26 protein-coding genes are annotated in these 25,776 nt (G+C 52.3%); 14 read left to right on the forward strand and 12 right to left on the reverse strand.

Annotated elements, in window-relative coordinates; translation table 11 throughout:
- The first annotated feature begins 14 nt into the window (after positions 1-14).
- Positions 15-1,340 carry an MFS transporter gene (locus OH773_RS03105; protein WP_270142922.1) on the forward strand — a complete coding sequence of 442 codons (1,326 nt, stop codon included), beginning with the start codon at positions 15-17 and terminating at the stop codon, positions 1,338-1,340.
- Positions 1,341-1,396: 56 nt separating this feature from the next.
- Here the strand turns inward: OH773_RS03105 and satP are convergent, their stop codons facing one another.
- Positions 1,397-1,963 carry an acetate uptake transporter gene (gene satP / locus OH773_RS03110; RefSeq protein WP_270142924.1) on the reverse strand — a complete coding sequence of 189 codons (567 nt, stop codon included), beginning with the start codon at positions 1,961-1,963 and terminating at the stop codon, positions 1,397-1,399.
- A gap of 123 nt (positions 1,964-2,086) precedes the next feature.
- Between satP and OH773_RS03115 the strand changes: the two genes are divergently transcribed.
- From OH773_RS03115 to nhaR, 5 genes are all read left to right on the forward strand, one after another.
- Positions 2,087-2,245 carry a hypothetical protein gene (locus OH773_RS03115; RefSeq protein WP_270142926.1) on the forward strand — a complete coding sequence of 53 codons (159 nt, stop codon included), beginning with the start codon at positions 2,087-2,089 and terminating at the stop codon, positions 2,243-2,245.
- Between the two features lie 14 nt (positions 2,246-2,259).
- Positions 2,260-4,179, forward strand: a complete 1,920-nt coding sequence (gene dnaK / locus OH773_RS03120) for a molecular chaperone DnaK (RefSeq protein WP_270142929.1) — start codon at positions 2,260-2,262, stop codon at positions 4,177-4,179.
- Between the two features lie 85 nt (positions 4,180-4,264).
- A complete protein-coding gene (dnaJ, locus tag OH773_RS03125; RefSeq protein ID WP_270142931.1) occupies positions 4,265-5,404 on the forward strand; it encodes a molecular chaperone DnaJ in 1,140 nt (379 codons plus the stop codon).
- 219 nt (positions 5,405-5,623) lie between these two features.
- Positions 5,624-6,799 (forward strand): Na+/H+ antiporter NhaA, encoded by a 1,176-nt coding sequence (nhaA, locus tag OH773_RS03130; protein WP_270145661.1) that lies wholly within the window; start codon positions 5,624-5,626, stop codon positions 6,797-6,799.
- Between the two features lie 62 nt (positions 6,800-6,861).
- Positions 6,862-7,749: a transcriptional activator NhaR gene (gene nhaR, locus OH773_RS03135; RefSeq protein WP_270142933.1), complete on the forward strand. Its 888-nt coding sequence runs from the start codon at positions 6,862-6,864 to the stop codon at positions 7,747-7,749.
- 68 nt (positions 7,750-7,817) lie between these two features.
- Here the strand turns inward: nhaR and rpsT are convergent, their stop codons facing one another.
- Positions 7,818-8,081, reverse strand: coding sequence for a 30S ribosomal protein S20 (gene rpsT / locus OH773_RS03140; protein ID WP_034459390.1), 264 nt, complete (start codon positions 8,079-8,081; stop codon positions 7,818-7,820).
- Positions 8,082-8,408: 327 nt separating this feature from the next.
- On the opposite strand from rpsT, the gene ribF reads away from it, so the two are divergent.
- From ribF to ispH, 5 genes are read left to right on the forward strand one after another with little or no spacing between them, the layout of a single operon-like run.
- The gene (gene ribF, locus OH773_RS03145; protein WP_270142939.1) at positions 8,409-9,341 is read left to right on the forward strand and encodes a bifunctional riboflavin kinase/FAD synthetase; all 933 of its coding nucleotides are present in this window, start codon (positions 8,409-8,411) and stop codon (positions 9,339-9,341) included.
- A 28-nt stretch (positions 9,342-9,369) separates the two neighbouring features.
- Positions 9,370-12,186 (forward strand): isoleucine--tRNA ligase, encoded by a 2,817-nt coding sequence (gene ileS, locus OH773_RS03150; protein ID WP_270142941.1) that lies wholly within the window; start codon positions 9,370-9,372, stop codon positions 12,184-12,186.
- Positions 12,186-12,692 carry a signal peptidase II gene (gene lspA / locus OH773_RS03155; RefSeq protein ID WP_183270658.1) on the forward strand — a complete coding sequence of 169 codons (507 nt, stop codon included), beginning with the start codon at positions 12,186-12,188 and terminating at the stop codon, positions 12,690-12,692. The genes ileS and lspA overlap by 1 nt, the downstream gene beginning before the upstream one ends.
- 3 nt (positions 12,693-12,695) lie before the next feature.
- Positions 12,696-13,166: an FKBP-type peptidyl-prolyl cis-trans isomerase gene (gene fkpB / locus OH773_RS03160; protein WP_183270657.1), complete on the forward strand. Its 471-nt coding sequence runs from the start codon at positions 12,696-12,698 to the stop codon at positions 13,164-13,166.
- A complete protein-coding gene (gene ispH, locus OH773_RS03165) occupies positions 13,147-14,097 on the forward strand; it encodes a 4-hydroxy-3-methylbut-2-enyl diphosphate reductase (RefSeq protein ID WP_270142944.1) in 951 nt (316 codons plus the stop codon). The genes fkpB and ispH overlap by 20 nt, the downstream gene beginning before the upstream one ends.
- Positions 14,098-14,174: 77 nt before the next feature.
- On the opposite strand, the gene OH773_RS03170 is transcribed toward ispH, so the two are convergent.
- The 6 genes from OH773_RS03170 to OH773_RS03195 form a co-directional block, all read right to left on the reverse strand.
- Complete coding sequence (locus tag OH773_RS03170; protein ID WP_270142946.1) at positions 14,175-15,080, reverse strand: dihydrodipicolinate synthase family protein; 906 nt, start codon at positions 15,078-15,080, stop codon at positions 14,175-14,177.
- On the reverse strand, positions 15,080-16,795 hold the full coding sequence (ilvD, locus tag OH773_RS03175) for a dihydroxy-acid dehydratase (protein WP_270142948.1): 1,716 nt from the start codon (positions 16,793-16,795) through the stop codon (positions 15,080-15,082). The genes OH773_RS03170 and ilvD overlap by 1 nt, the downstream gene beginning before the upstream one ends.
- Before the next feature lie 21 nt (positions 16,796-16,816).
- Positions 16,817-18,205, reverse strand: coding sequence for an MFS transporter (locus tag OH773_RS03180; RefSeq protein WP_270142950.1), 1,389 nt, complete (start codon positions 18,203-18,205; stop codon positions 16,817-16,819).
- A gap of 76 nt (positions 18,206-18,281) precedes the next feature.
- The gene (locus OH773_RS03185) at positions 18,282-18,929 is read right to left on the reverse strand and encodes a 2-dehydro-3-deoxy-6-phosphogalactonate aldolase (protein ID WP_270142952.1); all 648 of its coding nucleotides are present in this window, start codon (positions 18,927-18,929) and stop codon (positions 18,282-18,284) included.
- On the reverse strand, positions 18,926-19,828 hold the full coding sequence (locus OH773_RS03190) for a 2-dehydro-3-deoxygalactonokinase (protein WP_270142954.1): 903 nt from the start codon (positions 19,826-19,828) through the stop codon (positions 18,926-18,928). Before OH773_RS03190 ends, OH773_RS03185 begins: the two co-directional genes overlap by 4 nt.
- A 97-nt stretch (positions 19,829-19,925) precedes the next feature.
- A complete protein-coding gene (locus OH773_RS03195; protein ID WP_183270647.1) occupies positions 19,926-20,657 on the reverse strand; it encodes a FadR/GntR family transcriptional regulator in 732 nt (243 codons plus the stop codon).
- Positions 20,658-20,754: 97 nt separating this feature from the next.
- Between OH773_RS03195 and rihC the strand changes: the two genes are divergently transcribed.
- The 3 genes from rihC to OH773_RS03210 all read left to right on the forward strand — a co-directional run bounded on the left by rihC (position 20,755) and on the right by OH773_RS03210 (position 23,114).
- Positions 20,755-21,672: a ribonucleoside hydrolase RihC gene (gene rihC / locus OH773_RS03200; RefSeq protein WP_270142957.1), complete on the forward strand. Its 918-nt coding sequence runs from the start codon at positions 20,755-20,757 to the stop codon at positions 21,670-21,672.
- A 103-nt stretch (positions 21,673-21,775) separates the two neighbouring features.
- Positions 21,776-22,339 (forward strand): glucose-6-phosphate isomerase family protein, encoded by a 564-nt coding sequence (locus OH773_RS03205; protein ID WP_270142959.1) that lies wholly within the window; start codon positions 21,776-21,778, stop codon positions 22,337-22,339.
- Positions 22,332-23,114, forward strand: coding sequence for a glucose-6-phosphate isomerase family protein (locus tag OH773_RS03210; RefSeq protein ID WP_270142961.1), 783 nt, complete (start codon positions 22,332-22,334; stop codon positions 23,112-23,114). The genes OH773_RS03205 and OH773_RS03210 overlap by 8 nt, the downstream gene beginning before the upstream one ends.
- Before the next feature lie 103 nt (positions 23,115-23,217).
- Here the strand turns inward: OH773_RS03210 and OH773_RS03215 are convergent, their stop codons facing one another.
- Genes OH773_RS03215 through OH773_RS03230 form a run of 4 tightly spaced genes read right to left on the reverse strand, consistent with a single transcriptional unit; the run spans position 23,218 to position 25,774 of the window.
- Positions 23,218-24,033: a PTS system mannose/fructose/sorbose family transporter subunit IID gene (locus OH773_RS03215; protein WP_183270643.1), complete on the reverse strand. Its 816-nt coding sequence runs from the start codon at positions 24,031-24,033 to the stop codon at positions 23,218-23,220.
- A complete protein-coding gene (locus OH773_RS03220; RefSeq protein ID WP_270142964.1) occupies positions 24,033-24,830 on the reverse strand; it encodes a PTS mannose/fructose/sorbose/N-acetylgalactosamine transporter subunit IIC in 798 nt (265 codons plus the stop codon). The genes OH773_RS03215 and OH773_RS03220 overlap by 1 nt, the downstream gene beginning before the upstream one ends.
- A gap of 11 nt (positions 24,831-24,841) precedes the next feature.
- A complete protein-coding gene (locus OH773_RS03225) occupies positions 24,842-25,336 on the reverse strand; it encodes a PTS system mannose/fructose/N-acetylgalactosamine-transporter subunit IIB (protein WP_270142966.1) in 495 nt (164 codons plus the stop codon).
- Positions 25,337-25,345: 9 nt separating this feature from the next.
- Positions 25,346-25,774, reverse strand: coding sequence for a PTS sugar transporter subunit IIA (locus tag OH773_RS03230; protein WP_270142968.1), 429 nt, complete (start codon positions 25,772-25,774; stop codon positions 25,346-25,348).
- Positions 25,775-25,776 lie beyond the last annotated feature (2 nt).

A 25,776-nucleotide genomic window follows, 5' to 3' on the forward strand; every position in this document is an offset into this window, starting at 1 on the left:
ATGCGCAGGTTCTTATGTCACAACAATTACATTCAACACAACGCACAAGACCTCTGAATCGTCAGGATTACAAAACCCTGACTCTTGCCGCCCTCGGTGGCGCCCTCGAATTCTACGACTTCATCATCTTTGTTTTCTTTGCCACTGTCGTCGGGGCACTCTTTTTCCCTGCGGATATTCCTGAATGGCTTCGCCAGCTACAAACCTTCGGCATCTTTGCTGCGGGTTATCTGGCTCGTCCGTTAGGCGGCATTATCATGGCCCACTTTGGCGATCTTGTCGGTCGTAAAAAAATGTTCACCCTGAGCATTTTGCTGATGGCGTTGCCAACTTTGGCGATTGGGCTGTTGCCAACCTACGAAACTCTTGGCATTGCCGCTCCGGTATTACTGCTTCTGATGCGTGTGCTCCAGGGGGCGGCAATCGGGGGGGAAGTGCCGGGTGCCTGGGTATTTGTTGCCGAGCATGTCCCTTATAAACGAATCGGGATCGCATGCGGTACGTTAACGGCTGGCCTTACGGCGGGGATCTTGCTGGGTTCTGTTGTCGCGACCATTATTAATACCTCGATGACGCAGCAGGCCATTCACGATGGCGGCTGGCGTATTCCCTTCTTCCTGGGCGGTATTTTTGGGCTGGTGGCGATGTATCTGCGCCGCTGGTTGCAAGAGACTCCGATCTTTATTGAGATGCAGCAACGCAAAGCCCTGGCGGAAGAGTTGCCGTTGAAATCGGTCATCGTGAACCATAAAAAAGCCGTGGTGGTTTCGATGCTGTTGACCTGGTTGCTGTCCGCGGGGATTGTGGTCGTCATATTAATGGCGCCAACCTGGCTACAAAAACAATTGGGTATCGCGCCAGCATTGACGCTTCAGGCGAACAGTATTGCGATTGTCATGCTGTGTATCGGTTGTATCGTGGCGGGGCTGATTATCGACCGTATTGGTGCGAGCAAAACCTTTATTATCGGGAGTTTGTTGCTGGCGATATGCAGCTGGATGTTCTATCACCTGACTGCCAGCCATCCTGAGTATCTGTTCTTTTTATATGGCCTGGTCGGTTTAAGTGTCGGAGTCGTCGGCGCTGTGCCGTTCGTGATGGTCAGAGCATTCCCGGCGGAAGTGCGATTTAGCGGGATCTCGTTCTCTTATAATATGTCGTATGCGATTTTCGGTGGCCTGACACCTATCTTCGTCACCATGTTATCGGCTGTATCGCCAATGGCTCCCGCCTGGTATGTGCTGGCACTGTCGATGGTTGGGCTGGGGCTGGGGGTTTGGCTGCGAAATGATTTAACGCATGAAGATAAAGTGGTTCAACGGCCGCTACAGCATTCATAAATAAAAACGCGGAGCTTGGCTCCGCGTTTTGTATTCACACTACCGCTACGCGGGAATTAGTGTTTTTCACCAATTGGCAATACGGTGCGGCCAAACTGCTCATTGAGCACTTCGCCCATCGCCAGGTAAATGGCAGAGGCGCCACAAACCAGACCCACCCAGCCAGCAACGTGAATGATGCTTTCGCTATCAGCAAAGTGTCCGATAGAAAGCAGAGCGAACAGAACGGTCAGGCTTGCAAACACGAACTGCAGCATGCGGGAAGCAACCAGTGTTCCAAAGAACATGAACAGGGTGAAAATGCCCCACAGACCTAGGTATGCGCCCATGAAGTGTGCGTTTGCAGCGTCTGCAAGGCCCATCTTAGGCATGATCAAAATGGCGACCAGAGTCAGCCAGAAAGAGCCATAAGAAGTGAATGCTGTCAGGCCGAAAGTATTACCTTTCTTAAATTCCAACAGGCCAGCAAAAATTTGTGCGATACCACCGTAAAAAATACCCATTGCAAGAATGTTGACATCAAAAGGGAAGATGCCGGTGTTATGCAAGTTAAGCAGGATGGTCGTCATACCGAAGCCCATCAAGCCCAGGGGAGCTGGATTAGCCAACTTAGTGTTGCCCATAGTTCCTCTAAAATTCGTCTGAAAATGGATATATGTAAGCGCCTCGTAGCCGCGAAAGGGCTGCGGGGCGCGGCATCATAATCAGGTGAAGGTCCCGAGTCCATGATCTAAACAGGTGTGAAGATGAAAATTTTTTTTACCTTGCCCCTTGATGGAGAGCTTAGTGACCCCATCTTGTATGCAACCGCAGTTGATGGACCTGAAAAAAAGCGTGTTTGGGCAGTTGAAAGACTCTTGTTTGCCCGCATAACAGGTTCACGACCATATGACGACAAATTTTAAGTGGAGACGTTTAGATGGGTAAAATTATTGGCATCGACCTGGGTACTACCAACTCTTGTGTAGCGATTATGGATGGTACTACTGCTCGCGTTCTGGAAAACGCCGAGGGTGACCGCACCACTCCTTCTATCATTGCGTACACCCAGGATGGTGAGATTCTGGTTGGTCAGCCGGCTAAACGTCAGGCAGTGACTAACCCGCAGAACACTTTGTTCGCGATCAAACGCCTGATTGGCCGCCGCTTCCAGGACGAAGAAGTCCAGCGCGATGAAGCTATCATGCCGTACAAAATCATCGGCGCTGATAACGGCGACGCATGGATTGATGTAAAAGGCCAGAAAATGGCACCTCCGCAGATCTCTGCTGAAGTGCTGAAGAAAATGAAGAAAACCGCTGAAGATTATCTGGGTGAGCCAGTCACTGAAGCTGTTATCACCGTTCCTGCATACTTCAACGATGCACAGCGTCAGGCAACTAAAGATGCTGGCCGTATCGCAGGTCTGGAAGTAAAACGTATCATCAACGAACCAACCGCAGCGGCTCTGGCCTACGGTCTGGATAAAGAAGTTGGCAACCGTACTATCGCGGTTTATGACTTGGGTGGTGGTACTTTCGATATCTCTATTATCGAAATTGATGAAGTTGATGGCGAGAAAACCTTCGAAGTTCTGGCAACCAATGGTGATACCCACCTGGGTGGTGAAGACTTCGATAGCCGTCTGATCAACTACTTAGTGGAAGAGTTCAAGAAAGATCAAGGTATCGATCTGCGTAACGATCCACTGGCTATGCAGCGTCTGAAAGAAGCTGCTGAAAAAGCGAAAATTGAGCTGTCTTCTGCTCAACAGACCGACGTGAACCTGCCGTACATCACAGCAGACGCGACTGGTCCAAAACACATGAACATCAAAGTGACTCGTGCGAAACTGGAATCCCTGGTCGAAGACCTGGTAAACCGTTCTATCGAGCCGCTGAAAGTTGCACTGCAAGATGCTGGCCTGTCTGTTTCCGATATCCAGGACGTTATCCTGGTGGGTGGTCAGACTCGTATGCCAATGGTGCAGAAAAAAGTGACCGAGTTCTTCGGTAAAGAACCACGTAAAGACGTGAACCCGGACGAAGCTGTTGCAATCGGTGCTGCTGTTCAGGGTGGTGTACTTGCTGGTGATGTGACTGACGTACTGCTGCTGGACGTTACCCCGCTGTCTCTGGGTATCGAAACCATGGGCGGTGTCATGACTTCACTGATTAACAAAAACACCACTATCCCGACTAAACACAGCCAGGTGTTCTCCACAGCTGAAGATAACCAGTCTGCGGTGACCATCCATGTGATTCAGGGTGAACGTAAACGTGCTTCTGATAACAAATCTTTGGGTCAGTTCAACCTGGATGGTATCAGCCCAGCACCACGCGGCATGCCGCAAATCGAAGTGACCTTCGATATCGATGCTGACGGCATTCTGCACGTTTCCGCGAAAGACAAAAACAGCGGTAAAGAGCAGAAAATCACCATTAAGGCTTCTTCTGGTCTGAACGAAGAAGAAATCCAAAAAATGGTGCGTGATGCAGAAGCTAACGCAGAAGCTGACCGTAAGTTTGAAGAACTGGTTCAGACCCGTAACCAGGGTGATCACTTGCTGCATAGCACTCGTAAGCAAGTTGAAGAAGCCGGTGACAAACTGCCAACTGATGACAAAACTGCAATCGAGTCTGCATTGAGCGCGCTGGAAACTTCTCTGAAAGGCGAAGACAAAGCTGACATCGAAGCGAAAATGCAGGCACTGGCACAAGTTTCTCAGAAACTGATGGAACTGGCTCAGGCACAGCACGCTGAACAGCAAGCAGGCAACGCGACTGATGCTGGCAACACTGCTAGCAAAGACGACGATGTTGTTGATGCTGAGTTCGAAGAAGTTAAAGACAAAAAATAATCGCCCTTTGAGCGGTTTGTAACTGGCACGGGCGTCGAGGTTTTCCTCTACGCCCGTGCACGCATGTTAGGGGCAGACAAAAAAGATGGCGAAGAGAGACTATTACGAGGTTTTAGGCGTTCCGAAAAGCGCGGAAGAGCGTGAAATCAAGAAAGCCTATAAACGCCTGGCAATGAAGTTCCACCCGGATCGTAATCAGGGTGACAAAGAGTCTGAGGCGAAGTTTAAAGAAATTAAAGAAGCCTACGAAATCCTTACCGACGAGCAAAAACGTGCCGCGTACGACCAGTATGGTCATGCTGCGTTTGAGCAAGGCGGCATGGGTGGTGGCGGTCACGGTGGATTTGGTGGTGGCGGCCAGGACTTTGGCGATATTTTTGGCGACGTATTCGGCGACATCTTCGGTGGTGGCCGTCGTCAACGCGCTTCCCGTGGTGCCGATTTACGCTACAACATGGACTTAACGCTGGAAGAAGCGGTTCGTGGCGTCACCAAAGAGATCCGCATCCCAACGCTTGAAGAGTGTGGCGTTTGCCATGGTAGCGGCGCGAAAGCGGGCTCCAAGCCGCAGACTTGCCCGACGTGTCATGGGCAAGGTCAGGTGCAAATGCGCCAGGGCTTCTTCACGGTGCAGCAAAGCTGTCCACACTGTCAGGGTCGCGGTTCGATTATTAAAGATCCGTGCAATACCTGTCATGGACATGGTCGCGTAGAAAAAACAAAAACACTGTCGGTGAAAATCCCGGCAGGTGTTGATACCGGTGACCGCATTCGTCTTGCAGGCGAAGGGGAAGCGGGTGAGCACGGTGCACCATCAGGTGATTTGTACGTTCAGGTTCAGGTTAAACAACACCCAATCTTTGAGCGTGAAGGTAATAACCTGTATTGCGAAGTGCCAATTAACTTTGCAATGGCTGCATTGGGCGGCGAGATTGAAGTGCCAACGCTTGATGGCCGTGTAAATCTCAAAGTTCCAGGCGAAACGCAAACGGGCAAATTGTTCAGAATGCGTGGCAAAGGGGTGAAATCCGTACGTGGCGGAGCTCAGGGCGACCTGCTATGCCGCGTTGTGGTGGAAACACCTGTCAGCCTGAACGAAAAGCAGAAGCAGTTACTGCGCGATCTGGCTGAAAGTTTTGGTGGGCCAAGTGGTGAGAAGAATAGTCCGCGTTCAAAGAGCTTCTTTGATGGCGTGAAGAAATTCTTTGATGATTTAACCCGCTAAACACCGTTCTCCTTTGTGCAGTTAAAAGCCTGAATCGAATATCTTTGGTTCAGGCTTTTTTATGCGTCATTTTGATTAGCGTAATGAATGGTAAGTTTCGTTTTTTACGATCTATTCATGCAATATAATCTACTTTTATCGATGTGTCATAACCATTACTCTAACAACCTATTAGCGGCTTAACTGTTTTTTGCTGCTTGTTTGGGAGATGAAGGGATGATCAAAACATTACAGCGATTTTTTCACAGTGAGGCCGCAAGCGGCATCTTGCTGATCATTGCTGCCTCGATGGCCATGATATTTGCCAACCTTGACGCGACCAGCGCTTTTTATCACGCGTTTTTAGAAACGCCGGTTGAGGTACGCATTGGCGCGCTGGATATCAGTAAAAACCTGGTGTTATGGGTTAACGATGCGCTGATGGCCATCTTCTTCCTGATGGTTGGCCTGGAAGTAAAACGCGAAATGGTTAGCGGCTCGCTTGCCAGCATGCGTCAGGCGTCGTTCCCGGTGATTGCTGCGTTGGGTGGCATGGTGATCCCTGCGGCAATTTATCTGCTGTTCAACTTCCAGGACCCGGTTACTCGTGAGGGATGGGCGATTCCGGCGGCAACGGATATTGCCTTTGCGTTGGGTATTCTGGCACTACTGGGAAATCGTGTGCCGGTTGCACTCAAAGTATTCCTGATGGCGTTGGCAATTATTGATGACCTGGGCGCGATTGTTATCATTGCTCTGTTCTACACCAACGATCTTTCTGTGCTTTCGCTGGCTGTCGCCGCAGGTGCCATTGCAATCCTGGCCTTGCTGAATATCTGCAACGTTCGCCGTACCGGTTTGTATATCCTGGTCGGTGTGGTGTTGTGGACCGCAGTGCTGAAATCCGGTGTCCATGCAACGCTTGCAGGGGTGATTATCGGTTTCCTGATTCCGCTTAAAGAAGTGAACGGGCATTCACCGGCAAAATCTCTTGAGCACGTGCTTCATCCTTGGGTCGCGTTCTTGATTCTGCCTTTGTTTGCTTTCGCCAATGCGGGCGTCTCTTTGGATGGTGTCACGTTTGCGGGCTTAACCTCATTGTTACCGATGGGAATTATGGCGGGTCTGTTTATCGGCAAGCCTCTGGGCATTAGCCTGTTTTGCTGGGCGGCTCTCAAGCTGAAGCTGGCGACGTTGCCAGAAGGAACCACCTGCAAGGAAATCATGGCGGTCGGTGTGCTGTGCGGGATTGGTTTTACCATGTCGATTTTCATCGCCTCGCTGGCGTTTGACGGGGCAGACCCGGCACTGATTACCTGGGCAAAACTGGGTATCTTATTGGGGTCACTGCTTTCGGCGGTGGTGGGTTACTGCATGTTGAGAAGCCGTTTCAGCTCGCAGTTACAGCATCATTAATTTTGCCACTAACGGCTCCTTAAGGAGCCGTTAGTGAATGGATTGTTTATCAGGGAGCGAATATGTCACACATCAATTACAACCACCTCTACTACTTCTGGCATGTCTGCAAAGAAGGTTCTGTAGTCGGTGCCGCTGAAGCACTTTATTTAACGCCACAAACCATCACTGGCCAGATCAAAGCATTAGAAGAGCGTCTGCAAGGTAAACTCTTTAAGCGCAAAGGGCGTGGCCTCGAGCCTTCTGAACTGGGCCAGCTCGTTTTCCGTTATGCGGATCGCATGTTTACCCTAAGCCAGGAAATGCTGGATATCGTGAACTATCGCAAAGAGTCCAGTCTGTTGTTTGACGTCGGGATTGCGGATGCCTTGTCAAAACGTCTGGTCAGTGGCGTGCTCGATGCGGCGGTCGTTGAAGATGAACAAATCCACCTGCGCTGTTTTGAATCGACTCATGAAATGCTGCTGGAGCAATTGAGCCAGCACAAGCTGGACATGATCATCTCCGATTGCCCGATTGACTCAACCCAGCAAGAAGGGCTGTTCTCGGTGAAAATCGGTGAGTGCGGTGTTAGTTTCTGGACTCAGAATCCAGTACCTGAGCTGCCTTTCCCGGCGTGTCTTGAAACCCGACGTTTATTAATCCCAGGCCGCCGCTCGATGCTGGGGCGCAAGATCCTCAACTGGATCAACACTCAGGGATTGAACGTTGAAATTCTTGGGGAGTTTGATGATGCCGCGTTGATGAAAGCCTTTGGTGCTGCGCACAATGCGATTTTCGTTGCCCCGACGCTGTACGGTCAGGATATCTATAACGATGAGAACATTGTTGAGATTGGGCGAGTTGAGAATGTGATGGAAGAGTATCACGCGATATTTGCGGAACGTATGATCCAGCATCCGGCAGTGCAGCGCGTATGTAACCGGGATTATTCTGCGCTCTTTAAGTGAGTGACAAATTTTAGATATAAAAAAACCGGCATAAGCCGGTTTTTTTCAAGCTAACAACAGAAAGGCGATTAAGCCAGTTTGTTGATTTGCGCTACAAGGTTAGCCTTATGACGCGCAGCTTTGTTTTTGTGGATCAGACCTTTGCTAGCCTGACGATCCACGATTGGTTGCATTTCGTTAAATGCTTTCTGTGCAGCAGCTTTGTCGCCAGTTTCAATCGCTGCGTATACTTTCTTGATGAAAGTACGCATCATAGAGCGACGGCTTGCGTTGTGCTTACGAGCCTTTTCAGACTGTACAGCACGTTTCTTAGCTGATTTGATATTAGCCAAGGTCCAACTCCCAAATATGATCTATGTAGACAATTCAAAGGCCGAGGAATATGCCCTCTTAGCCTTCTTTTGTCAATGGATTTGTGCAAATAAGCGCCGCTAAACTTACGACACCTCTTACGTTGTGATGGTGCGGATTCTACCAGCATCGGGCTTGCGAATACAGCCTTTAGCTAACAAAATTCGTTCAAAAGCGCGTCTTCGCACTGAAACACCCCCTCAGCATAATGAAATCCTTACGGCTTTATATCAAAGGGGGCAATCGCCGGTTAACCTTCACCGCGGTAATTGATATAATCCGCCGATTTCCACTGTTTTGAGCCAGCCATGAAGCTGATACGCGGCATACATAATTTACGCCAGAACCACCACGGGTGTGTCCTCACCATTGGTAATTTCGATGGCGTTCATCGAGGCCACAAATCCCTGCTAAAAGGGCTGTGTGCGGAAGGGCGTGCGCGCAATCTGCCGGTGATGGTCATGATCTTTGAACCGCAACCGCTTGAATTGTTCGCGGGCGATAAAGCTCCGGCGCGCCTGACACGTCTGCGCGAAAAGCTTCGTTATCTGGCCGAATGTGGTGTGGACTACGTGCTATGCGTACGGTTCGATCGTCGCTTTGCGGCATTCACTGCACAAAACTTCGTCAGCGATCTGTTGGTTGACCGCCTCGGGGTAAAATTTCTCGCGGTGGGGGATGATTTCCGCTTTGGCGCTGGTCGTCAGGGGGATTTCTTGTTATTACAGAAGGCTGGGCAGGATATTGGCTTTGATGTCACCAGTACGCAAACTTTCTGCGAGGGTGGCGTGCGCATTAGCAGTACAGCGGTGCGTCAGGCTCTGGCCGAAGACGACTTAGCTCTGGCCGAGAGTTTACTGGGTCATCCGTTTAGCATCTCCGGGCGAGTAGTCCACGGCGATGAACTAGGCAGAACCATTGGTTTCCCAACGGCGAATTTACCGCTTCGTCGTCAGGTATCCCCGGTAAAAGGGGTGTTTGCGGTAGAAGTCGCAGGCCTTGGCGATACACTGCTACCCGGCGTTGCCAACATTGGAACACGCCCAACGGTGGCGGGCTTGCGTCAACAGTTAGAAGTCCATTTGCTGGACGTTGCAATGGACTTATATGGGCACCATATTGATGTGGTGCTGCGTAAAAAAATACGTAATGAACAACGGTTTGCTTCGCTTGATGAACTGAAAGCGCAAATCGCCAAAGATGTGGTAACCGCCCGCGAATTTTTCGGGCCTAATACCTGAGCAAGCTAACAACGGAACCGAGAATCTAATGAGTGACTTTAAATCTACCCTGAATTTACCGGAAACAGGGTTCCCGATGCGTGGCGATCTCGCTAAACGTGAACCGGGCATGCTGGCTCGCTGGAATGATGATGACCTGTACGGCATTATCCGTAATGCAAAGAAAGGCAAAAAATCCTTCATTCTGCATGATGGCCCTCCATACGCGAACGGCAACATTCATATTGGTCACTCAGTAAACAAGATTCTGAAAGACATTATCGTCAAGTCCAAAGGACTGAGCGGTTTTGATTCTCCGTATGTTCCGGGTTGGGACTGCCACGGTCTGCCTATCGAGCTGAAAGTTGAGCAACTTATTGGTAAGCCTGGCGAGAAAGTGTCTGCGGCGGAATTCCGTGCAGCCTGTCGTAAATACGCGGCAGAACAAGTTGATGGTCAACGTGCTGACTTCATCCGTCTGGGTGTGTTGGGTGACTGGTCACGTCCGTACCTGACGATGGACTTCAAAACCGAGGCGAACATCATCCGTGCGCTCGGCAAAATCGTGGGCAATGGCCATCTGCATAAAGGGGCTAAACCTGTTCACTGGTGCGTCGACTGCCGTTCAGCGCTGGCTGAAGCAGAAGTTGAGTACTATGACAAAACTTCGCCGTCCATCTTTGTTAACTTCCAGGCTGTCGATGCCGACGCGGTAAAAGCTAAGTTTGGCGCAACGCAAGTTAATGGCCCGGTATCTCTGGTTATCTGGACCACCACTCCGTGGACACTGCCTGCTAACCGCGCTGTTTCTTTGAATGCAGAATTTGAATACGTTCTGGTACAGGTTGATGGCCAGGCACTGATCGTTGCAAAAGATTTGCTCGAAAGCGTAATGAAAAGCGCAGGTATCGCCGAATGGCAAGTTCTGGGCACCGTGAAAGGTGCAGAACTGGACCTGATGCGTTTCAAACACCCGTTCTTAGATTTCGACGTTCCAGCGATTCTGGGTGAGCACGTTACGCTGGAAGCCGGTACGGGTGCCGTTCATACCGCGCCAGGCCACGGCCCGGACGACTACGTCATTGGCCAGAAATACGGCCTGGAAGTGGCTAACCCGGTTGGCCCGGATGGCTGCTATCTGCCTGGTACTTATGAAGGTCTGGACGGTGTTCAGGTCTTCAAAGCGAACGACCTTGTGGTCAATATCCTGCGTGATAAAGGCGCACTGTTGCATGTTGAAAAGCTGCTGCACAGCTACCCGCATTGCTGGCGCCACAAAACCCCAATCATCTTCCGTGCGACACCTCAGTGGTTCGTCAGCATGGATCAAAAAGGCCTGCGCGAGCAGTCTCTGAAAGAGATCAAAGGCGTGCAGTGGATCCCTGACTGGGGCCAGGCGCGTATCGAATCGATGGTCGCTAACCGTCCGGACTGGTGTATCTCTCGTCAGCGTACCTGGGGCGTGCCAATGTCTCTGTTCGTACACAAAGACACTGAAGAGCTGCACCCGCGCACGTTGGAACTGATGGAAGAAGTCGCTAAACGTGTGGAGCAAGACGGTATCCAGGCGTGGTGGGATCTCGACCCACGCGACATCATGGGCGATGACGCTGATAACTACACCAAAGTGCCAGATACCCTGGATGTGTGGTTCGACTCCGGTTCAACGCACTCCTCTGTTGTTGATGTGCGCCCTGAATTCAACGGCCACGCGGCAGACATGTATCTGGAAGGTTCGGATCAGCACCGCGGCTGGTTCATGTCTTCACTGATGATTTCGACTGCGATGAAAGGCAAAGCGCCTTACCGCCAGGTACTGACTCACGGTTTCACCGTGGATGGTCAGGGCCGCAAAATGTCCAAATCCATCGGTAACACCGTTTCTCCGCAAGATGTGATGAACAAACTGGGCGCGGATATTCTGCGTCTGTGGGTGGCATCTACGGATTACACCGGCGAAATGGCCGTTTCTGACGAAATCCTGAAACGCGCTGCTGATGCTTATCGTCGTATCCGTAACACCGCACGCTTCCTGCTGGCGAACCTGAACGGCTTCAATCCAGAAACCGATATGGTGAAACCAGAAGAGATGGTGAAACTGGATCGCTGGGCCGTTGGCTGTGCGCAAGAAGCGCAGGCCGATATCCTTGCAGCCTATGAAAACTACGACTTCCACGAAGTGGTGCAACGCCTGATGCGTTTCTGCTCCATCGAAATGGGCTCGTTCTATCTCGACATCATCAAAGACCGCCAGTACACCGCGAAAGCCGACAGCGTGGCGCGTCGTAGCTGCCAGACTGCGCTGTTCCACATTGCAGAAGCGCTGGTTCGCTGGATGGCACCAATCATGTCCTTCACCGCTGACGAAATCTGGGCTTACCTGCCAGGTAACCGTGAGAAATACGTCTTTACCGGCGAATGGTACGAAGATCTGTTCGGTTTGGCTGATAGCGAAACGATGAACAATGATTACTGGGACACGCTGTTAACCGTGCGTGGCGAAGTGAACAAAGTTATCGAACAAGCGCGTGCTGACAAGCGTGTGGGCGGTTCTCTGGAAGCCGCAGTGACGCTGTATGCCGACAGTGACCTGGCCGCGAAGCTCAATAGCCTGGGTGATGAATTACGATTTGTCCTGTTGACCTCCGGCGCGGATGTTGTCGATTATGCACAGGCAACTGAAGACGCACAGCAAAGCGAAATCCTCAAAGGGTTGAAAATTGCTCTGCGTAAAGCTGACGGTGAGAAGTGCCCGCGCTGCTGGCATTACACCACCGACGTCGGCCAGGTAGCGGAACACGCAGAAATCTGTGGCCGCTGTGTCACCAACGTAGCCGGCGACGGCGAAAAGCGTAAGTTTGCCTGATGAGTAAATCGATTTGTTCGACTGGTTTACGTTGGCTGTGGCTGGTGGTCGTGGTTCTGATCGTCGACCTGGGTAGCAAATACCTGATCCTCCAGCATTTCATGCTGGGGGACACCGTATCGCTGTTCCCATCGCTGAACCTGCATTACGCCCGTAACTACGGTGCTGCGTTCAGTTTCCTTGCGGATAAAGGCGGCTGGCAACGCTGGTTCTTTGCAGGAATTGCCATCGGTATTTGCGTGATTCTGGCGGTGCTGATGTATCGTTCCAAAGCCACGCAGAAGCTGCATAACATCGCCTATGCTTTAATTATTGGCGGTGCACTTGGCAACTTGTTTGATCGCTTGTGGCACGGTTTTGTGGTCGACATGATCGATTTTTATGTCGGCGACTGGCACTTCGCCACGTTTAATTTGGCCGATACGGCAATCTGTATCGGTGCGGCGCTGATTGTTCTGGAGGGGTTCTTTGTCTCCTCCGACAAGCCCGCAAAGCAAAAAGGGTAATCCATGGCTGAGTCTATCCAGGCCAATAGCAGAGTTTTGGTGCACTTCACGCTGAAACTCGAAGATGGTTCCACTGCCGAGTCAACGCGCAATAATGGCAAACCGGCACTCTTCACGCTGGGCGATGAAACATTGTCACCAGGCATGGAAGACCAGCTTGTCGGTTTGAAAGCAGGGGACAAGAAAGCATTCTCTCTGGCACCGGAGTCGGCGTTTGGTATTCCAAGCCCTGACATGATCCAGTATTTCTCGCGTCGTGAATTTATCGACGCGGGCGAACCGGTGCCGGGTGCAATTATGTTGTTCACCGCAATGGATGGCAGCGAGATGCCTGGCGTCGTGCGTGAAGTTAACGGGGATTCCATCACCGTTGACTTTAACCACCCGCTGGCCGGGCAAACCATTCATTTTGATATCGAAGTACTGGAAGTTAACCCGGTACTGGAGGCGTTGAATGCAGATCCTGTTGGCTAACCCTCGGGGTTTTTGTGCCGGGGTAGACCGCGCTATCAGCATTGTTGAAAACGCGCTGGCCATTTACGGCGCGCCGATTTATGTCCGCCACGAAGTGGTGCATAACCGTTACGTGGTAGACAGCCTGCGTGAGCGCGGGGCTATTTTCATCGAACAAATCAGTGAAGTGCCAGATGGCGCAATCCTGATCTTCTCGGCTCACGGAGTTTCCCAGGCAGTGCGTAGCGAAGCTAAAGGCCGTGATTTAACGGTGTTTGATGCGACCTGCCCGCTGGTGACCAAAGTGCATATGGAAGTCGCTCGCGCCAGCCGTCGTGGTGAAGAATCCATTCTGATTGGCCATGCCGGTCATCCGGAAGTGGAAGGCACCATGGGCCAGTACAGCAACCCGAAAGGTGGAATGTACCTGGTCGAATCACCGGAAGATGTCAGCAAGCTGGATGTAAAAAACGAAGCCAAACTTTCGTTTATGACCCAGACCACGCTCTCTGTGGATGACACTTCTGACGTGATTGACGCGTTGCGTAAACGCTTCCCGAAAATCATCGGCCCGCGTAAAGATGACATTTGCTACGCCACCACTAACCGTCAGGAAGCAGTGCGAGCGTTGGCAGATGAAGCTGATGTGGTGCTGGTTGTGGGTTCGAAAAACTCTTCTAACTCCAACCGTCTTGCCGAACTTGCACAGCGTATGGGGAAAGCGGCGTATCTGATTGATGATGCGACGGATATCCAGGAAGAGTGGGTTAAAGGTGCTGGCTGTGTAGGTGTCACTGCGGGAGCGTCTGCGCCAGACATTCTGGTGCAAAACGTTCTGGCACGTCTGCGTGAACTCGGCGGCAGCGAAGCCCGTGAGCTCGTTGGACGCGAAGAAAACATTATTTTCGAAGTGCCGCGCGAATTGCGACTGGATATCAAAGAAGTCCAGTAATACCGCACTTTTTACACTATTGAATGGGGAGCTTTGGCTCCCCATTTTTTTTGGCTGCTTTTTACCCGGCAAATTGATCAGAGTGGGAAGTCACTCAGGAACCGTTCAATTAACTGCTGATCTTCGGCGGTCAACTGCCAACCGGGACGGCGGCAGTAGTCGGTCGCAATTATCCCGCGCCGCGCGAGAATCGTTTTCTCAACCTGAATGATGTATTCACAATGGGTCATCCAGCGCTGAATGTATGGCAGGAGTTTCTGATGCAAAGCTTCAGCCTGCTGTTGCTCGCCGTTCTTCCAGTGGCGATAAATACGCACGTAGACTTCGGTAAACGAACAGCCAGGCATCACGCCTTTGCCGCCTGCCGCCAGCATTTGCAGCATATACAGCCCGGCGTAACCGTTGAGTACGCTGGCCTGTGGCGCTTTGGCTAAGAACTCGCGAGTGTAATCCACTGGCGGGTTACATTCGATTTTAAATACCGCATGCGGGTAGCGTTCTGCGACGGCGGCCAGCTGTTCTGGTGTGATAGCCAGACCGGTTTCCCCCGGTGCGTACTGCACCATGACCGGAATATCTACCGCTTCCAGCACCGCAAAAATATGCTCCTGAATTGCCTGTGGGCTCGGGCTCAGGAAAAAAGGTGGCAGAAGCATTAGCGCGTCCACGCCTAGTTTTTCGTAGTAGCGTGCACGCTTAACGGCCAGTTCGGTGCTGTGGTCGGTGACCGACATCGCCCGATAAAGCGGGCTGCCTGCCAGCGTTGAGACAAACATTTGCGCCAGGCGGTCACGTTCCATGTCATGCAACTTTGGAAACTCACTGGCGATGCCGAACAGCGTAGTGCCTTGCGCGCCACTGGTGGAGAGATGTTCCAGCAGACGCGCAAAACTGCGTTCGTCAATCTCTCCGCTGGTGGTAAATGGCATCGCGGTAATCGGGTTAACGCCAATAATTTCCTGCGCGGTAAAGTGCTTAGCCATTAGTCATCCTCCCTGTCTGCCAGCACCGCACCTTGCGCGGCGGGCAACGCCCAACGGCGATACAAACGCAGGAAACCACGTGGTACTTCTTTGTTCACTGGCTTCCAGTTTTCGCGACGTGTCGCCAGGATTTCTTCGGAAACGTGTAACGTCAGCATACGCGTTGGGATATCAATCGAGATTTCGTCGCCGTCCTCCACCAGCCCCAACTCGCCACCGTCCACCGCTTCCGGTGAAATATGGCCGACGAACAATCCACGGTTAGATCCAGAAAAACGCCCATCGGTGATCAGCGCACAGGAATCGGAAAGCCCCATACCTTCTAGCGATTTCATTGGTTTGTACATTTCCGGCATGCCCGGCCCGCCTTTTGGCCCTTCATAACGCAACACCAGCACGCTGCCCGGTTGGATTTCCCCGGACATAATCGCATCAACGGATTCTTGCTCGCTGTTGAACACCACCGCAGGGCCACGGAATACCATCAGGTTTTCCGGTACCGCCGCCGGTTTCACCACACAACCCAGCGGGGAGAGATTGCCGTGAAGCACGGCAACGCCCGCTTCGTTACGCACGGGGATCGCGAGCGTATGGATGACTTCCGGGCGGCGGCTGCGTTTTCCTTCGGCATGCAATTCGCGTTTGGTTTTACCCGCGACAGTCAGTGCGTCCAGATGCATCAGTGTGCTGATTTCATGCTCCACTGCCTGCACGCCGCCTGCTTCCCAAAAGTCGATCATGTCGTGCTCAGAAGCTGGGTAAAGTGAGGCAACCAAAGGAACCTTGTGGCTCAGTTTGTCAAAGGCTGAAAGCGGCAGATGGCCCAGCTCGGCTTCGTAATAAATCGCCTGGAGATGCAGAATCGCGTTGGTTGAGCCACCGGTTGCCAGCAGATAAACCATCGCATTATGAATGGACTCTGCCGTAATAATCTGGCGAGCATTCACGCCATTTAGCACCAGTTCCACCGCCTGACGGCCCGTTTCTACGGCGCAATCCCTGCGTTCTTGCGAGACAGCAGGCAAGGTACTGCTCCCCGGTAGGCTCATGCCCAGCACTTCACCAATACAGCACATGGTGTTCGCGGTGCCGTACATGGTGCAGGAACCCGGCCCTGGTTCTGCGATATTTTCTATATGAGCGAACTCTTCTTCGCTGATTTCACCGCGTTTTTTCCAGCCAATGGCTTCGGTAACAATGTTGCCGTCCCAGTGTTTGCCTTTGTATTCAGCTGGATACATTGGGCCGCCGTTGACCATAATCGCCGGGATATCCAGCCGTGCTGCGGCCATGAGCATTGCCGGTACAATTTTGTCGCATGAACCGAGCAATACCATGCCGTCGAAACGGTGGGCGCGCATCATCACTTCGATGGAGGCGGTAATCACCTCGCGGGCGGCGAGAATATAGCGCATCCCCAGATGCCCTTCGGCGATCCCGTCGCATGGCGCGATGGTGCCAAACACCATGCCAACGCCACCGGCTTCTTCAATACCTTCCAACACTTTTGCCGTGAGTTCATTCAGGTTGGCATGGCCTGCGGTGGCATTGGTGTAACTGTTAACCACGGCAATCACCGGTTTGCGTAATTGCTCGTCGGTATGCCCCATGGACTTATACAGCGCCCGTTTCAGCGCGCCGTCGTCACCTTCAAGGATTGGGTTGAAATGCGTGCCACAACTGGCACATCCGCCACATCCGCCACATCCACTCATATGCTTAATCTCTTTCTCGCGTTAACGACTAATGTGATGGGCAGCTTCAGACTGCGCATCGTTCTGTTCAGGTGAAGCGATCACTTTTTTCGGGTTCGCCAGACGTGCGGGTAGCGTCAGGATGAGCGGCACACACAGCAGCAGGAAGCCCGCCAGAATGTATAAGCCGATGTCCGTGCGACCGGTGGTGTCTTTCAACCAGCCCAGTACCGTTGGGCCAAAGAACCCGGCAAGGTTGCCGATGGAGTTAACAAAGGCGATGCCCGCAGCGGCGGCAGTGCCTGATAGCAACGCGCCGGGGAGGCTGATATACGTTGGGATTAGCGCCAGGGTGCCGGACATCGCCACGCAAATCCACGCCATCATCCAGAAGGTGGAACCGCTGCAATACGCGCTCAGCGTCAGCCCAATACAACCAATCAGAGCCGGGATCGCGATATGCCAGCGGCGCTCTTGCTTCAGGTCAGAGTGACGGCTGTTCCACACCATAAATACGGCACCGAAGACGTATGGCAGGGCAGCCAGCAAGCCGATATGGAAATCGTCGCTCACACCGGAGGTTTTGATAATCGACGGCAGCCAGAAGTTGATGCCGTAGTAGCCAATGTTGAAGCTGAAAAATACCAGCGCCAGCAGCCAGACATAGCCATTTTTCAGCATCCCTTTCAGGCTACTGTCCACTTTGCCTTTATTGGCGAGCGCCCGGTTGGCTGCGTCTTTGGCGAGATCATTAATGACGACCTGTTTCTCAGCATCGCTCAACCATTTGGCTGATTTTACGTCGTTATCGAGATAGCGCAGAACCACGAAGGCCAGCAAGAAGGAGGGGATCGCTTCGACCAAAAACAGCCATTGCCAGTTATGCAGATGACCGACACCTTCAAACACTTTGAGGATCAGGCCTGAAAGCGGGCTGCCAATAATGGTCGACAGCGGGGTCACCAGGATAAACAGCCCCAGCGTGCGGGCCGAGCGCCATGACGGGAACCACAGCGTGAGATAAAACACGATCCCTGGGAAGAAACCGGCTTCCGCCACACCGAGCAAAAAACGCACCACGTAAAACTGTGTGGGCGTGGTGACGAACATCATGCCAGCGGAGAGCACCGCCCAGGTTGCCATAATGCGAGCAATCCAGAAGCGCGGACCAAATTTTTGCATCAGCAGGTTGCTTGGCATCTCAAATAGAAAGTAGCCAATAAAGAAAATGCCCGCGCCAAGCCCATAAACCGTATCGCTGAAATTCAGCGCATCCTGCATATGCAGTTTGGCGAACCCGACGTTAACGCGGTCCAGATAGGCGAAGAAATAACACAAAATTAAAAACGGGATCAGCCGCCGGGTAATCTTGTTGTAGACCTTTGATTCAGCAGTGGAGTCCGCTGATTTTCTTTCTATTAATTCACTCATGTTGTTCTCCAGTTGTAGGGGAGGCTGAGTTCAGGGCTCAGACCTTTTATAGTTTTATTGGTAAATTATTGCTGGGTTACTGCACACACTTGCGCCAGGCGTGTTGATAAGCCTGCGCACGTTCACGCAGCAAAGTCAGGCTCATTCCTGCCTGATAAAGCCCGCCGCCAAGGCCAAAACCGTTGGCACCTGCCTGCATGTAGCTACGCATTTGCGCGGCATCAGGCGTAATACCGCCAACCGGTAACAACGCCACTTCACGTGGCACCACCGCGCGAAAAGCTTTGGTTATCACAGGGCTGACATGTTCGGCTGGAAAGAGTTTCAGGGCGCTGGCACCGGCGGCAATGGCGCTGAACGCTTCGCTGGGTGTCATGATGCCCGGCATGCTGATTAGCCCGAGTTTACTGGTGTGGCGGATAACATCAGGGCAGCAGTTTGGAGAAATAATCAGTTGCCCACCGCATTCGGCAACCGCATCAACCTGCTCAACCGTCAGCACCGTGCCTGCGCCTACGTAACCGCGTTCACCCACGACTTTGCGCATCAGGGAAATGGATTCCAGCGGGGAGGGGCTGTTGAGCGGAACTTCAAGATAACTGAAGCCGCATTCCAGCAAGATTTCTGCCGCCTCGGCAGCGTCGGTAGGGGTGATGCCGCGCAAAATGGCGACCAGCGGTAATGGCTCGTTTTGCCAAAGGGCGATGAAATTTTCCGGGATCATGACGGATTTCCTTGAAGCAGGGTAAAGAGGTGCCACAGGCCATGAATGAAGCAGTCATCGCCGTTGGCAGGGGAAAGATTGAGATCCAGCAAGCTTGCCGCCAGCTGATAGCGAGCGCTTAACGACGGGCTGCCCACGATCCAGGACTGTTGCCCAACAGGCAACGCCAGTAATTCGTAGCCAATCGTTAAGCCGGAGAGATAACTGTGGACGCTGGATTCAGGGATTTCACCCGTCAGGCGGCGCGTGCGCGCTGAGAAAATTAAATGGGTAAATGGCGCACCCTGTTTTGCGTTTTTCACGCCCAGCAGAAACGCATCTTTGTCATCCTGCTGTTCCGGCAAAGCGCGGCCAAGAATCGAATGTTGGGATAACAGCGAGAAAATTTCTCCGGTCATATAAGTGGAGAAAGACGTTATTTCGCCGTTGTGCATTTGCGCGTGTTTGCTGTGCGTGCCGGGCAGCAAAGCGCTCAGTTGGTCTGCCGGATGGCGTGCCGCCAGCCCTAACAATTGCACTTCTTCACCACGCATCACATCTGGCTGCCCAAACTGACTGATGCCGTTAGCACCGGGAATTATCCAGGCCTGGCTTCCCCAGGGAGTGGTGAAAGCCAGTGTGCGTGAAGATAAATCGCTTGCGCTGCACGGCAGCGGTGCGTAAGGCACCTCATGCCAGCCTTGCTGCGAACCCACCATCCCCGCCATCACAATCGGCAAATTGCCATATTGCACAAGCCAGTTTTGCAGCAGGCTGTGCAGCGTGGTGGCAAATTGATTTTTTTCTACGGACAACAGCCCGCAGGCTTCACTAATACGGGAAATCGGCTGCGAACCCTGCATTAAAAATGCACGGAAGTTAGTGGTTCCCCAATCGATGGCAATCCAGTTTTTGTTCATTCAAGTAATACAAACCATGCAATCTTGTAATACAAGAATGCTAGAACAAAAAAACGCCACGATGTGTGAGGGAGATCGAAATTACATCAGATGAGGATCAAATAATGTGGTCGAACATTTCCGGCCGATCTTGCCAGATCCGTTTTTTGGCGGCATTGAGCAGAATATTGCGCATTTGCAGGCGAGCATTATCGATTTGTTTAAGGCGAATGGCATCAAACAGCAGGTAGTGTTCATCGACGGCAGCTTTCGTCTGGCGCACGTCTTTTTCAAGCGTTTGCCGGAAGGAGAGCGCCATGGCTGCGGAAAGTGCATTTCCGAGGGCTAAAAGAAAGGGGTTATGCGTGGCGCGTAATAAGGCATGGTGAAACGCCATATCGCCTTCTTCAAACAAGGATTTTTGTGCTTCAAGCTGACCTTTACGCATCAGTAAGAGTGCATCTTCCATTGCTGCCAGATCGTGGCCGTTGGCATTGAGTGCCGCAAGCGTTGCCACGTTTGGCTCGAAGATCAGACGCGTCACGATCAGTTGCTCAACCAGTTTCAGGTCGAGTTCCCCTTCAGCCAGCCAGCCTAATACGTCGATATCCAGCAGGCTCCACTGCTCGCGGCTGTTCACTGTGCTGCGTTTTTTGGCCTGGATCGAGATAAGTCCTTTTGCCGCAAGAACCTGGAGCGCATTGCGCACGGAAGTGCGTGAGACTTCATATTCAACGGCCAGTTCGTTCTCACCAGGCAGTGAAAGCCCCGGCGCGAGATCGCCGTGCATAATTCGTCGCGCAAGATGTTGAGTGACGGATTCTGAAATGCTTGCCTGTGGGGTTTTCATCGTTTTTCTCGACCAGACCAAAAAATAGAAGCGAGCTACATAGTAAGCTAATCGCCACCTATGTACCTAATAAGCTTAAAAGAGAAGAGCGCGATTTATGGACAAAACTTCAATCATTCTCGATACCGACCCTGGCATTGATGATGCCGTCGCGATAGCCGCCGCGATTTTTGCCCCGCAGCTGGATTTAAAACTTCTGACGACAGTCGCAGGCAACGTCAGCATTGAGAAAACAACGCGCAATGCCCTGCAATTAATGCACTTCTGGCAGAAGAATATTCCGGTTGCACAAGGTGCCGCCACCCCGCTGGTGCGCAAACTGCGTGATGCAGCCTATGTTCATGGTGAGTCCGGCATGGAAGGTTATGCGTTCGTTGAACATCAACGCCAGCCGCTGGATAAACCGGCTTTTCAGGCCATTTATGATTGTTTAAATGCATGTCCTGAGCCCGTCACGCTGGTGGCGATTGGCCCGTTGACCAACATCGCTTTGTTGCTCACTCAGTACCCAGAGTGCAAACCGAAGATCAAACGTCTGGTGATCATGGGCGGATCGGCGGGTCGCGGTAATTTCACACCGAACGCTGAATTCAATATGGCTATCGACCCTGAAGCAGGCGCGCGCGTCTTTGAAAGCGGGCTGGAGATCGTGATGTGCGGGCTGGATGTGACCAATCAGGCGATGCTTAGCCCAGCATATCTGGCAACACTTCCTGAACTGAATCAAACCGGGAAAATGCTGCACGCGCTGTTCAGCCACTATCGCAGCGGAAGTATGTCTACGGGTTTGAGAATGCATGATCTCTGCGCTATCGCCTGGTTGGTGAAACCTGAACTCTTCCAGACCCAATCGTGCTTTGTCGCGGTAGAAACCCACGGCGAGTTTACGGCGGGAACCACGGTTGTCGATCTGGAGGGTCGTTTACAACGACAGCCCAATGCGCAGGTAGCAATGGATTTAGACGTAGCAGGTTTCCAGGCGTGGGTGGCAGAGGTGCTGGCGCTGGCCCCGTAATATTTAACGCGATGCAGATCGACTTTCTCCGGTCCAACTATTCGGTTAATCGATTAACCTTGCTATGCTGATTCAGCAGTTCTCCTTGGGCCGGAGAAAAACTATGAGCATTACCTTCAATAAGCCACCGAGCGTGGCGTTCCTTACGGGCCAATTCACGGCTGAAAATGTGATTAAAAAAGTCACCCGCAGCGGTGATTTGAGCGGCGTATTTCACGATATCGCCGCCTGGCAGGCTATTCCATCCGATACTCCGATTTATGAAGTCGAAATGCTCAATTCCCTGCAAGGGGAAGGTGAGTTGTATGTTGGCATGACGCATCTGCATCCGGGCCGTGTGGGCAATGAATTCCATATGACTCGCGGGCATTTCCATCAGCGCCGCGAGCAGGGAGAAGTGTATTTCGGGATACGGGGAAGTGGCTTGCTGCTGTTGCAAAACGAGCAGCGCAAAGCTTGGCTGGAGCATGTCTCACCGGGTTCCGTGCACATTATTCCAGGGGATACCGCGCATCGGCTGATCAATACCGGCAGCGAAGTGCTCTCAGCGCTGGCTGTTTGGCCGAGCATTGCGGGCCATGATTACGGCTCGCTGGCGCAGGGTTTTGCCTTACGCGTTATTTTGCAGGACGGAAAAATTCAGGGCAAAGAGGTGCAAAATGGCTAAGTCGCACCTGCATTTCGGGCTGGATATGCAAGTGCACCACCAGCCAATGGGCTTTAGCTACGGCGAAGAAGTGATCGGGCCGGTGCCGGAGATCCGCAAACTTGAAAGCATCCGCGCTTCGTTACGCGATCCGCACTGTGATGGGCCGGAAGATGTTTATGCCATCGTGATGGATGTGGCGCGTTTGCAGGACAGGGAAGAGCTCAAAAAACGTATGTTGCTGTTTGGCGTGGTGACGTACGCCTCTGGGCGCTTGGGTGATGAACCCATACGTAGCCAGGGACATATTCACCGCATCAGCAGCCATAGCGGTTGGTCGCCGCCTGAGCTGTATGAAATCTGGCAGGGCAAAGCGATTATCTATATGCAGGAGTATGTTGCTGACGATCCGGGGCGCTGTTTTGCCGTTCTCGCAGGCCCCGGTGAAAAAGTGCTGGTACCGCCGGGTTGGGCGCACGCCACGATTTCAGCATCGCCCGATGAACCACTGACGTTCGGTGCCTGGTGTGACAGAGAATACGGTTTTGAATACGAGGCGGTTCGCGCTTACAAAGGGTTGGCGTGGTATCCGTTGTTACAAGATGAACATATTGCCTGGCAGCATAATCGCCATTACATGCCGGGGCGCTTACAGGTGACGTCGCCGCGTTGTTATACCGAGTTTGGTATAACAGATGAGCCGTTATATCAGCAATTTATAGACGATCCTGCGCGGTTTCAGTTTATTTCTAAGCCGGGGATGGTGAGTCAGAAGTGGGTGAATTTTCATCCTTAAAAAATACCCTCACCCTAACCCTCTCCCTGAGGGAGAGGGGACGTACGGTTTCCTCCCTCTCCTTTGGGAGAGGGCGGGGGTGAGGGGGAAAGTAACACGACAATTAACTAAACAATCCAACTGCCACACCTGCCGCTGCCAGCACCAACAACAGCAACATCGCTTTCACCGGCGAAACACCGCGTTTAGCCATCAAATACCAAGTGCCAATCACGACCAGCAACGGTAACAAATTCGGGAAAATTCCATCCAGCATCTGCTGCACATGAATATTCACGCCATCTTTGGTGACAAACTCAAGCCCGGTCCCCAGCTTCACATAACTTGCCGCCACGCCACCCATTACGAATACGCCGAGTAACGATAGCGCTTCCCGCAGGCGCGTTGATTTGCTGCTCACCAGCATTTCAACAGACGTTGAACCCATGCGGTAACCTTTCAGGAACAGGAACCACGATCCGGGAATGATGATCGCAAGCCAGGCAACGCAATAAAACAGCGGTCCGAGGATATTCCCGCCTGCCGCAAGCGCCATGCCGATACTGAGAAGAATCGGGATTAGCATCCCAGGGATCATTGAATCACCAATGCCTGCCACTGGTCCCATCAATCCCACTTTCAGGGTGTTGATGGTTTCGCCGTCAATTGGTTCACCATTGGCGCGCTTTTCTTCCAGTCCCAGCACCATGCCGTTCACTATCGCACCCAACTGTGGCTCGGTGTTATAAAACGACGCGTGGCGCTTGAGCATTTCCTTACGTTGCTCCTCATCGGGATAGAGTTTTTTCGCCACCGGCAGCATGCTCAAACAAAAACCGAATGACTCAAGGCGCTCAAAGCTCATGGACGAGAGGTTGTACATCATCCAGCTACGCCAGCAGCGGCGTAAATCCTGGCGAGTGAGTTTACGTTCTTCCATCAGAATTCATCCTCATCATCAGTGGCGGTTGAGGCTACACGTTCAGCCTGCGGCTCGGGTTTGTAGTTGTAGTGAATTAACGCCAGCAGCGCCCCGACAATCACCAGCGCCACCATGTTTAACTTCAGGAAAACGATGCAGATAAACCCCACCAGGAAGTAAATCAGCATGCTGTAATTTTTGATGATTTGTTTGAGAAGAATCGCGATACCGACCGCAGGCAGAATGCCGCCCAGCACGTTCATCGTGGAAAGGACGATATGCGGCAGGCTGTCCATAAAGGCATTGATATACTGCGCGCCAAAATAGACGGCAATAAACGTCGGCACAAAGCGCATCACAAAATTGGTGGCTTGTGGCCAGATGGCGCTGTTGAGGTACACACCGCGTTCGTCACCTTTCTCAAGTGCCACGTCTGCTCGGTGGTTCCACCATGAGTTCAGTACCATCATGGCGTTGAACAATACAGTCCCTGCAATACCGATAGTGGCGGCTAACGCCACGGCGACTTCCGGGCCTTTATTGGAAAGGATACCCAGCGCGATGGCCGGGAAAGCCACAAAGTTCAGATCGGCAGGCATAGATCCACCGGGGGTTACCATCGCGATGTACACAGCCTGAACCGCCACACCAATGATAATCCCGGTTTGAACATCGCCGAGAATAAATCCTACCAACATTCCTGAAACCAACGGGCGAGTAATCAAATACCAGCCACCAGTAAGCCCCAGCAGCCATGGGCTGCTCAACGCACCGAGGTAACAGAGAATGCCGATCAAAGCCGCTTCAAAAGCCATAATGCACTCCTTTATTTGAGTTTTTGGCGAGCGTCCTGCCAGCTATAGCTGCTGGCATCAGGAACCAGACGAAATTCAATCTGGTGCCCGCGGCTTGAGAGGTAGTCGAACGCGGCTATCTCTTCCGGGTTTACAGACTGATTAGGGCCAATGGTTGTGGTGGTGGCACGTGCGCTCATCGGGCCAACGTTGATTTTTTTATTGCTGTTTTGCAGGCTGATCCCCGCTTCTTCGATGCGTTTTAGCGTGACGGGGGATTTGCCAATCACGAAATACTGCTTTTCGCTGGCGATGATCTTTGGCAGTTTTTCAATCGCCGTTGCGGTATCAAACAGCCAAACTTTGATGTCCTGCACTGCACCTTTCATGACTGAGGAAAGTAGAGGATCCGCGGCGACTGCATCGTCAATCGCGATAATCCCCTGGCATGGCAACTCTTTTGCCCAGCGAGTCACTAACTGGCCGTGGATCACCCGATCGTCGATACGTACAAATGAAATACTCATCGTGCCCCCTTAAAAATCATCCGATTGCGCAGCTTCAGCCAGGCGTGCCTGTACCAGCGTTTCTTGCGTTTGCTCCAGCAATTGCGCGGCAGCGTGCTCAACATCTTGCAGATCTTTTACTTCATCGCTTAACAGCAGCATCGGGAAATTCACCCCACCGAGAACCGCGATTGGTGGCTGTGTTTGTGGGTCGAACGCATGATGACAGGCGATGTTCCACGGCGTACCGCTTTGCAAATCACACAACACCAGCACACCATCGGCTCCTTTGCTTGCCTCTTTCAAAACAGCGGAAAACTCATCAGCAAAACTATTGATGCCTTTGTTTTCCGTGAGCATGACGGGGAAAACATGCGGCAACTCGCCGTATACCATGCGCGAACTGGTGAGAAGCGCCTCTGCCAGTGAGCCGTGTGTTGCCAGAATCACATTAATCATTT

The sequence above is a fragment of the Buttiauxella sp. WJP83 genome (assembly GCF_027594725.1).
Classification (GTDB): Bacteria; Pseudomonadota; Gammaproteobacteria; order Enterobacterales; family Enterobacteriaceae; genus Buttiauxella; species Buttiauxella selenatireducens.

Excerpts from the sequence above, each read along its gene's own strand:
- OH773_RS03105 (WP_270142922.1), top strand. The coding sequence starts at position 15 with ATGTCACAACAATTACATTCAACACAACGCACAAGACCTCTGAATCGT.
- satP (WP_270142924.1), bottom strand. The coding sequence starts at position 1,963 with ATGGGCAACACTAAGTTGGCTAATCCAGCTCCCCTGGGCTTGATGGGC.
- OH773_RS03115 (WP_270142926.1), top strand. The coding sequence starts at position 2,087 with ATGAAAATTTTTTTTACCTTGCCCCTTGATGGAGAGCTTAGTGACCCC.
- dnaK (WP_270142929.1), top strand. The coding sequence starts at position 2,260 with ATGGGTAAAATTATTGGCATCGACCTGGGTACTACCAACTCTTGTGTA.
- dnaJ (WP_270142931.1), top strand. The coding sequence starts at position 4,265 with ATGGCGAAGAGAGACTATTACGAGGTTTTAGGCGTTCCGAAAAGCGCG.
- nhaR (WP_270142933.1), top strand. The coding sequence starts at position 6,862 with ATGTCACACATCAATTACAACCACCTCTACTACTTCTGGCATGTCTGC.
- ribF (WP_270142939.1), top strand. The coding sequence starts at position 8,409 with ATGAAGCTGATACGCGGCATACATAATTTACGCCAGAACCACCACGGG.
- ileS (WP_270142941.1), top strand. The coding sequence starts at position 9,370 with ATGAGTGACTTTAAATCTACCCTGAATTTACCGGAAACAGGGTTCCCG.
- lspA (WP_183270658.1), top strand. The coding sequence starts at position 12,186 with ATGAGTAAATCGATTTGTTCGACTGGTTTACGTTGGCTGTGGCTGGTG.
- fkpB (WP_183270657.1), top strand. The coding sequence starts at position 12,696 with ATGGCTGAGTCTATCCAGGCCAATAGCAGAGTTTTGGTGCACTTCACG.
- ispH (WP_270142944.1), top strand. The coding sequence starts at position 13,147 with ATGCAGATCCTGTTGGCTAACCCTCGGGGTTTTTGTGCCGGGGTAGAC.
- OH773_RS03170 (WP_270142946.1), bottom strand. The coding sequence starts at position 15,080 with ATGGCTAAGCACTTTACCGCGCAGGAAATTATTGGCGTTAACCCGATT.
- ilvD (WP_270142948.1), bottom strand. The coding sequence starts at position 16,795 with ATGAGTGGATGTGGCGGATGTGGCGGATGTGCCAGTTGTGGCACGCAT.
- OH773_RS03180 (WP_270142950.1), bottom strand. The coding sequence starts at position 18,205 with ATGAGTGAATTAATAGAAAGAAAATCAGCGGACTCCACTGCTGAATCA.
- OH773_RS03185 (WP_270142952.1), bottom strand. The coding sequence starts at position 18,929 with ATGATCCCGGAAAATTTCATCGCCCTTTGGCAAAACGAGCCATTACCG.
- OH773_RS03190 (WP_270142954.1), bottom strand. The coding sequence starts at position 19,828 with ATGAACAAAAACTGGATTGCCATCGATTGGGGAACCACTAACTTCCGT.
- OH773_RS03195 (WP_183270647.1), bottom strand. The coding sequence starts at position 20,657 with ATGAAAACCCCACAGGCAAGCATTTCAGAATCCGTCACTCAACATCTT.
- rihC (WP_270142957.1), top strand. The coding sequence starts at position 20,755 with ATGGACAAAACTTCAATCATTCTCGATACCGACCCTGGCATTGATGAT.
- OH773_RS03205 (WP_270142959.1), top strand. The coding sequence starts at position 21,776 with ATGAGCATTACCTTCAATAAGCCACCGAGCGTGGCGTTCCTTACGGGC.
- OH773_RS03210 (WP_270142961.1), top strand. The coding sequence starts at position 22,332 with ATGGCTAAGTCGCACCTGCATTTCGGGCTGGATATGCAAGTGCACCAC.
- OH773_RS03215 (WP_183270643.1), bottom strand. The coding sequence starts at position 24,033 with ATGGAAGAACGTAAACTCACTCGCCAGGATTTACGCCGCTGCTGGCGT.
- OH773_RS03220 (WP_270142964.1), bottom strand. The coding sequence starts at position 24,830 with ATGGCTTTTGAAGCGGCTTTGATCGGCATTCTCTGTTACCTCGGTGCG.
- OH773_RS03225 (WP_270142966.1), bottom strand. The coding sequence starts at position 25,336 with ATGAGTATTTCATTTGTACGTATCGACGATCGGGTGATCCACGGCCAG.
- OH773_RS03230 (WP_270142968.1), bottom strand. The coding sequence starts at position 25,774 with ATGATTAATGTGATTCTGGCAACACACGGCTCACTGGCAGAGGCGCTT.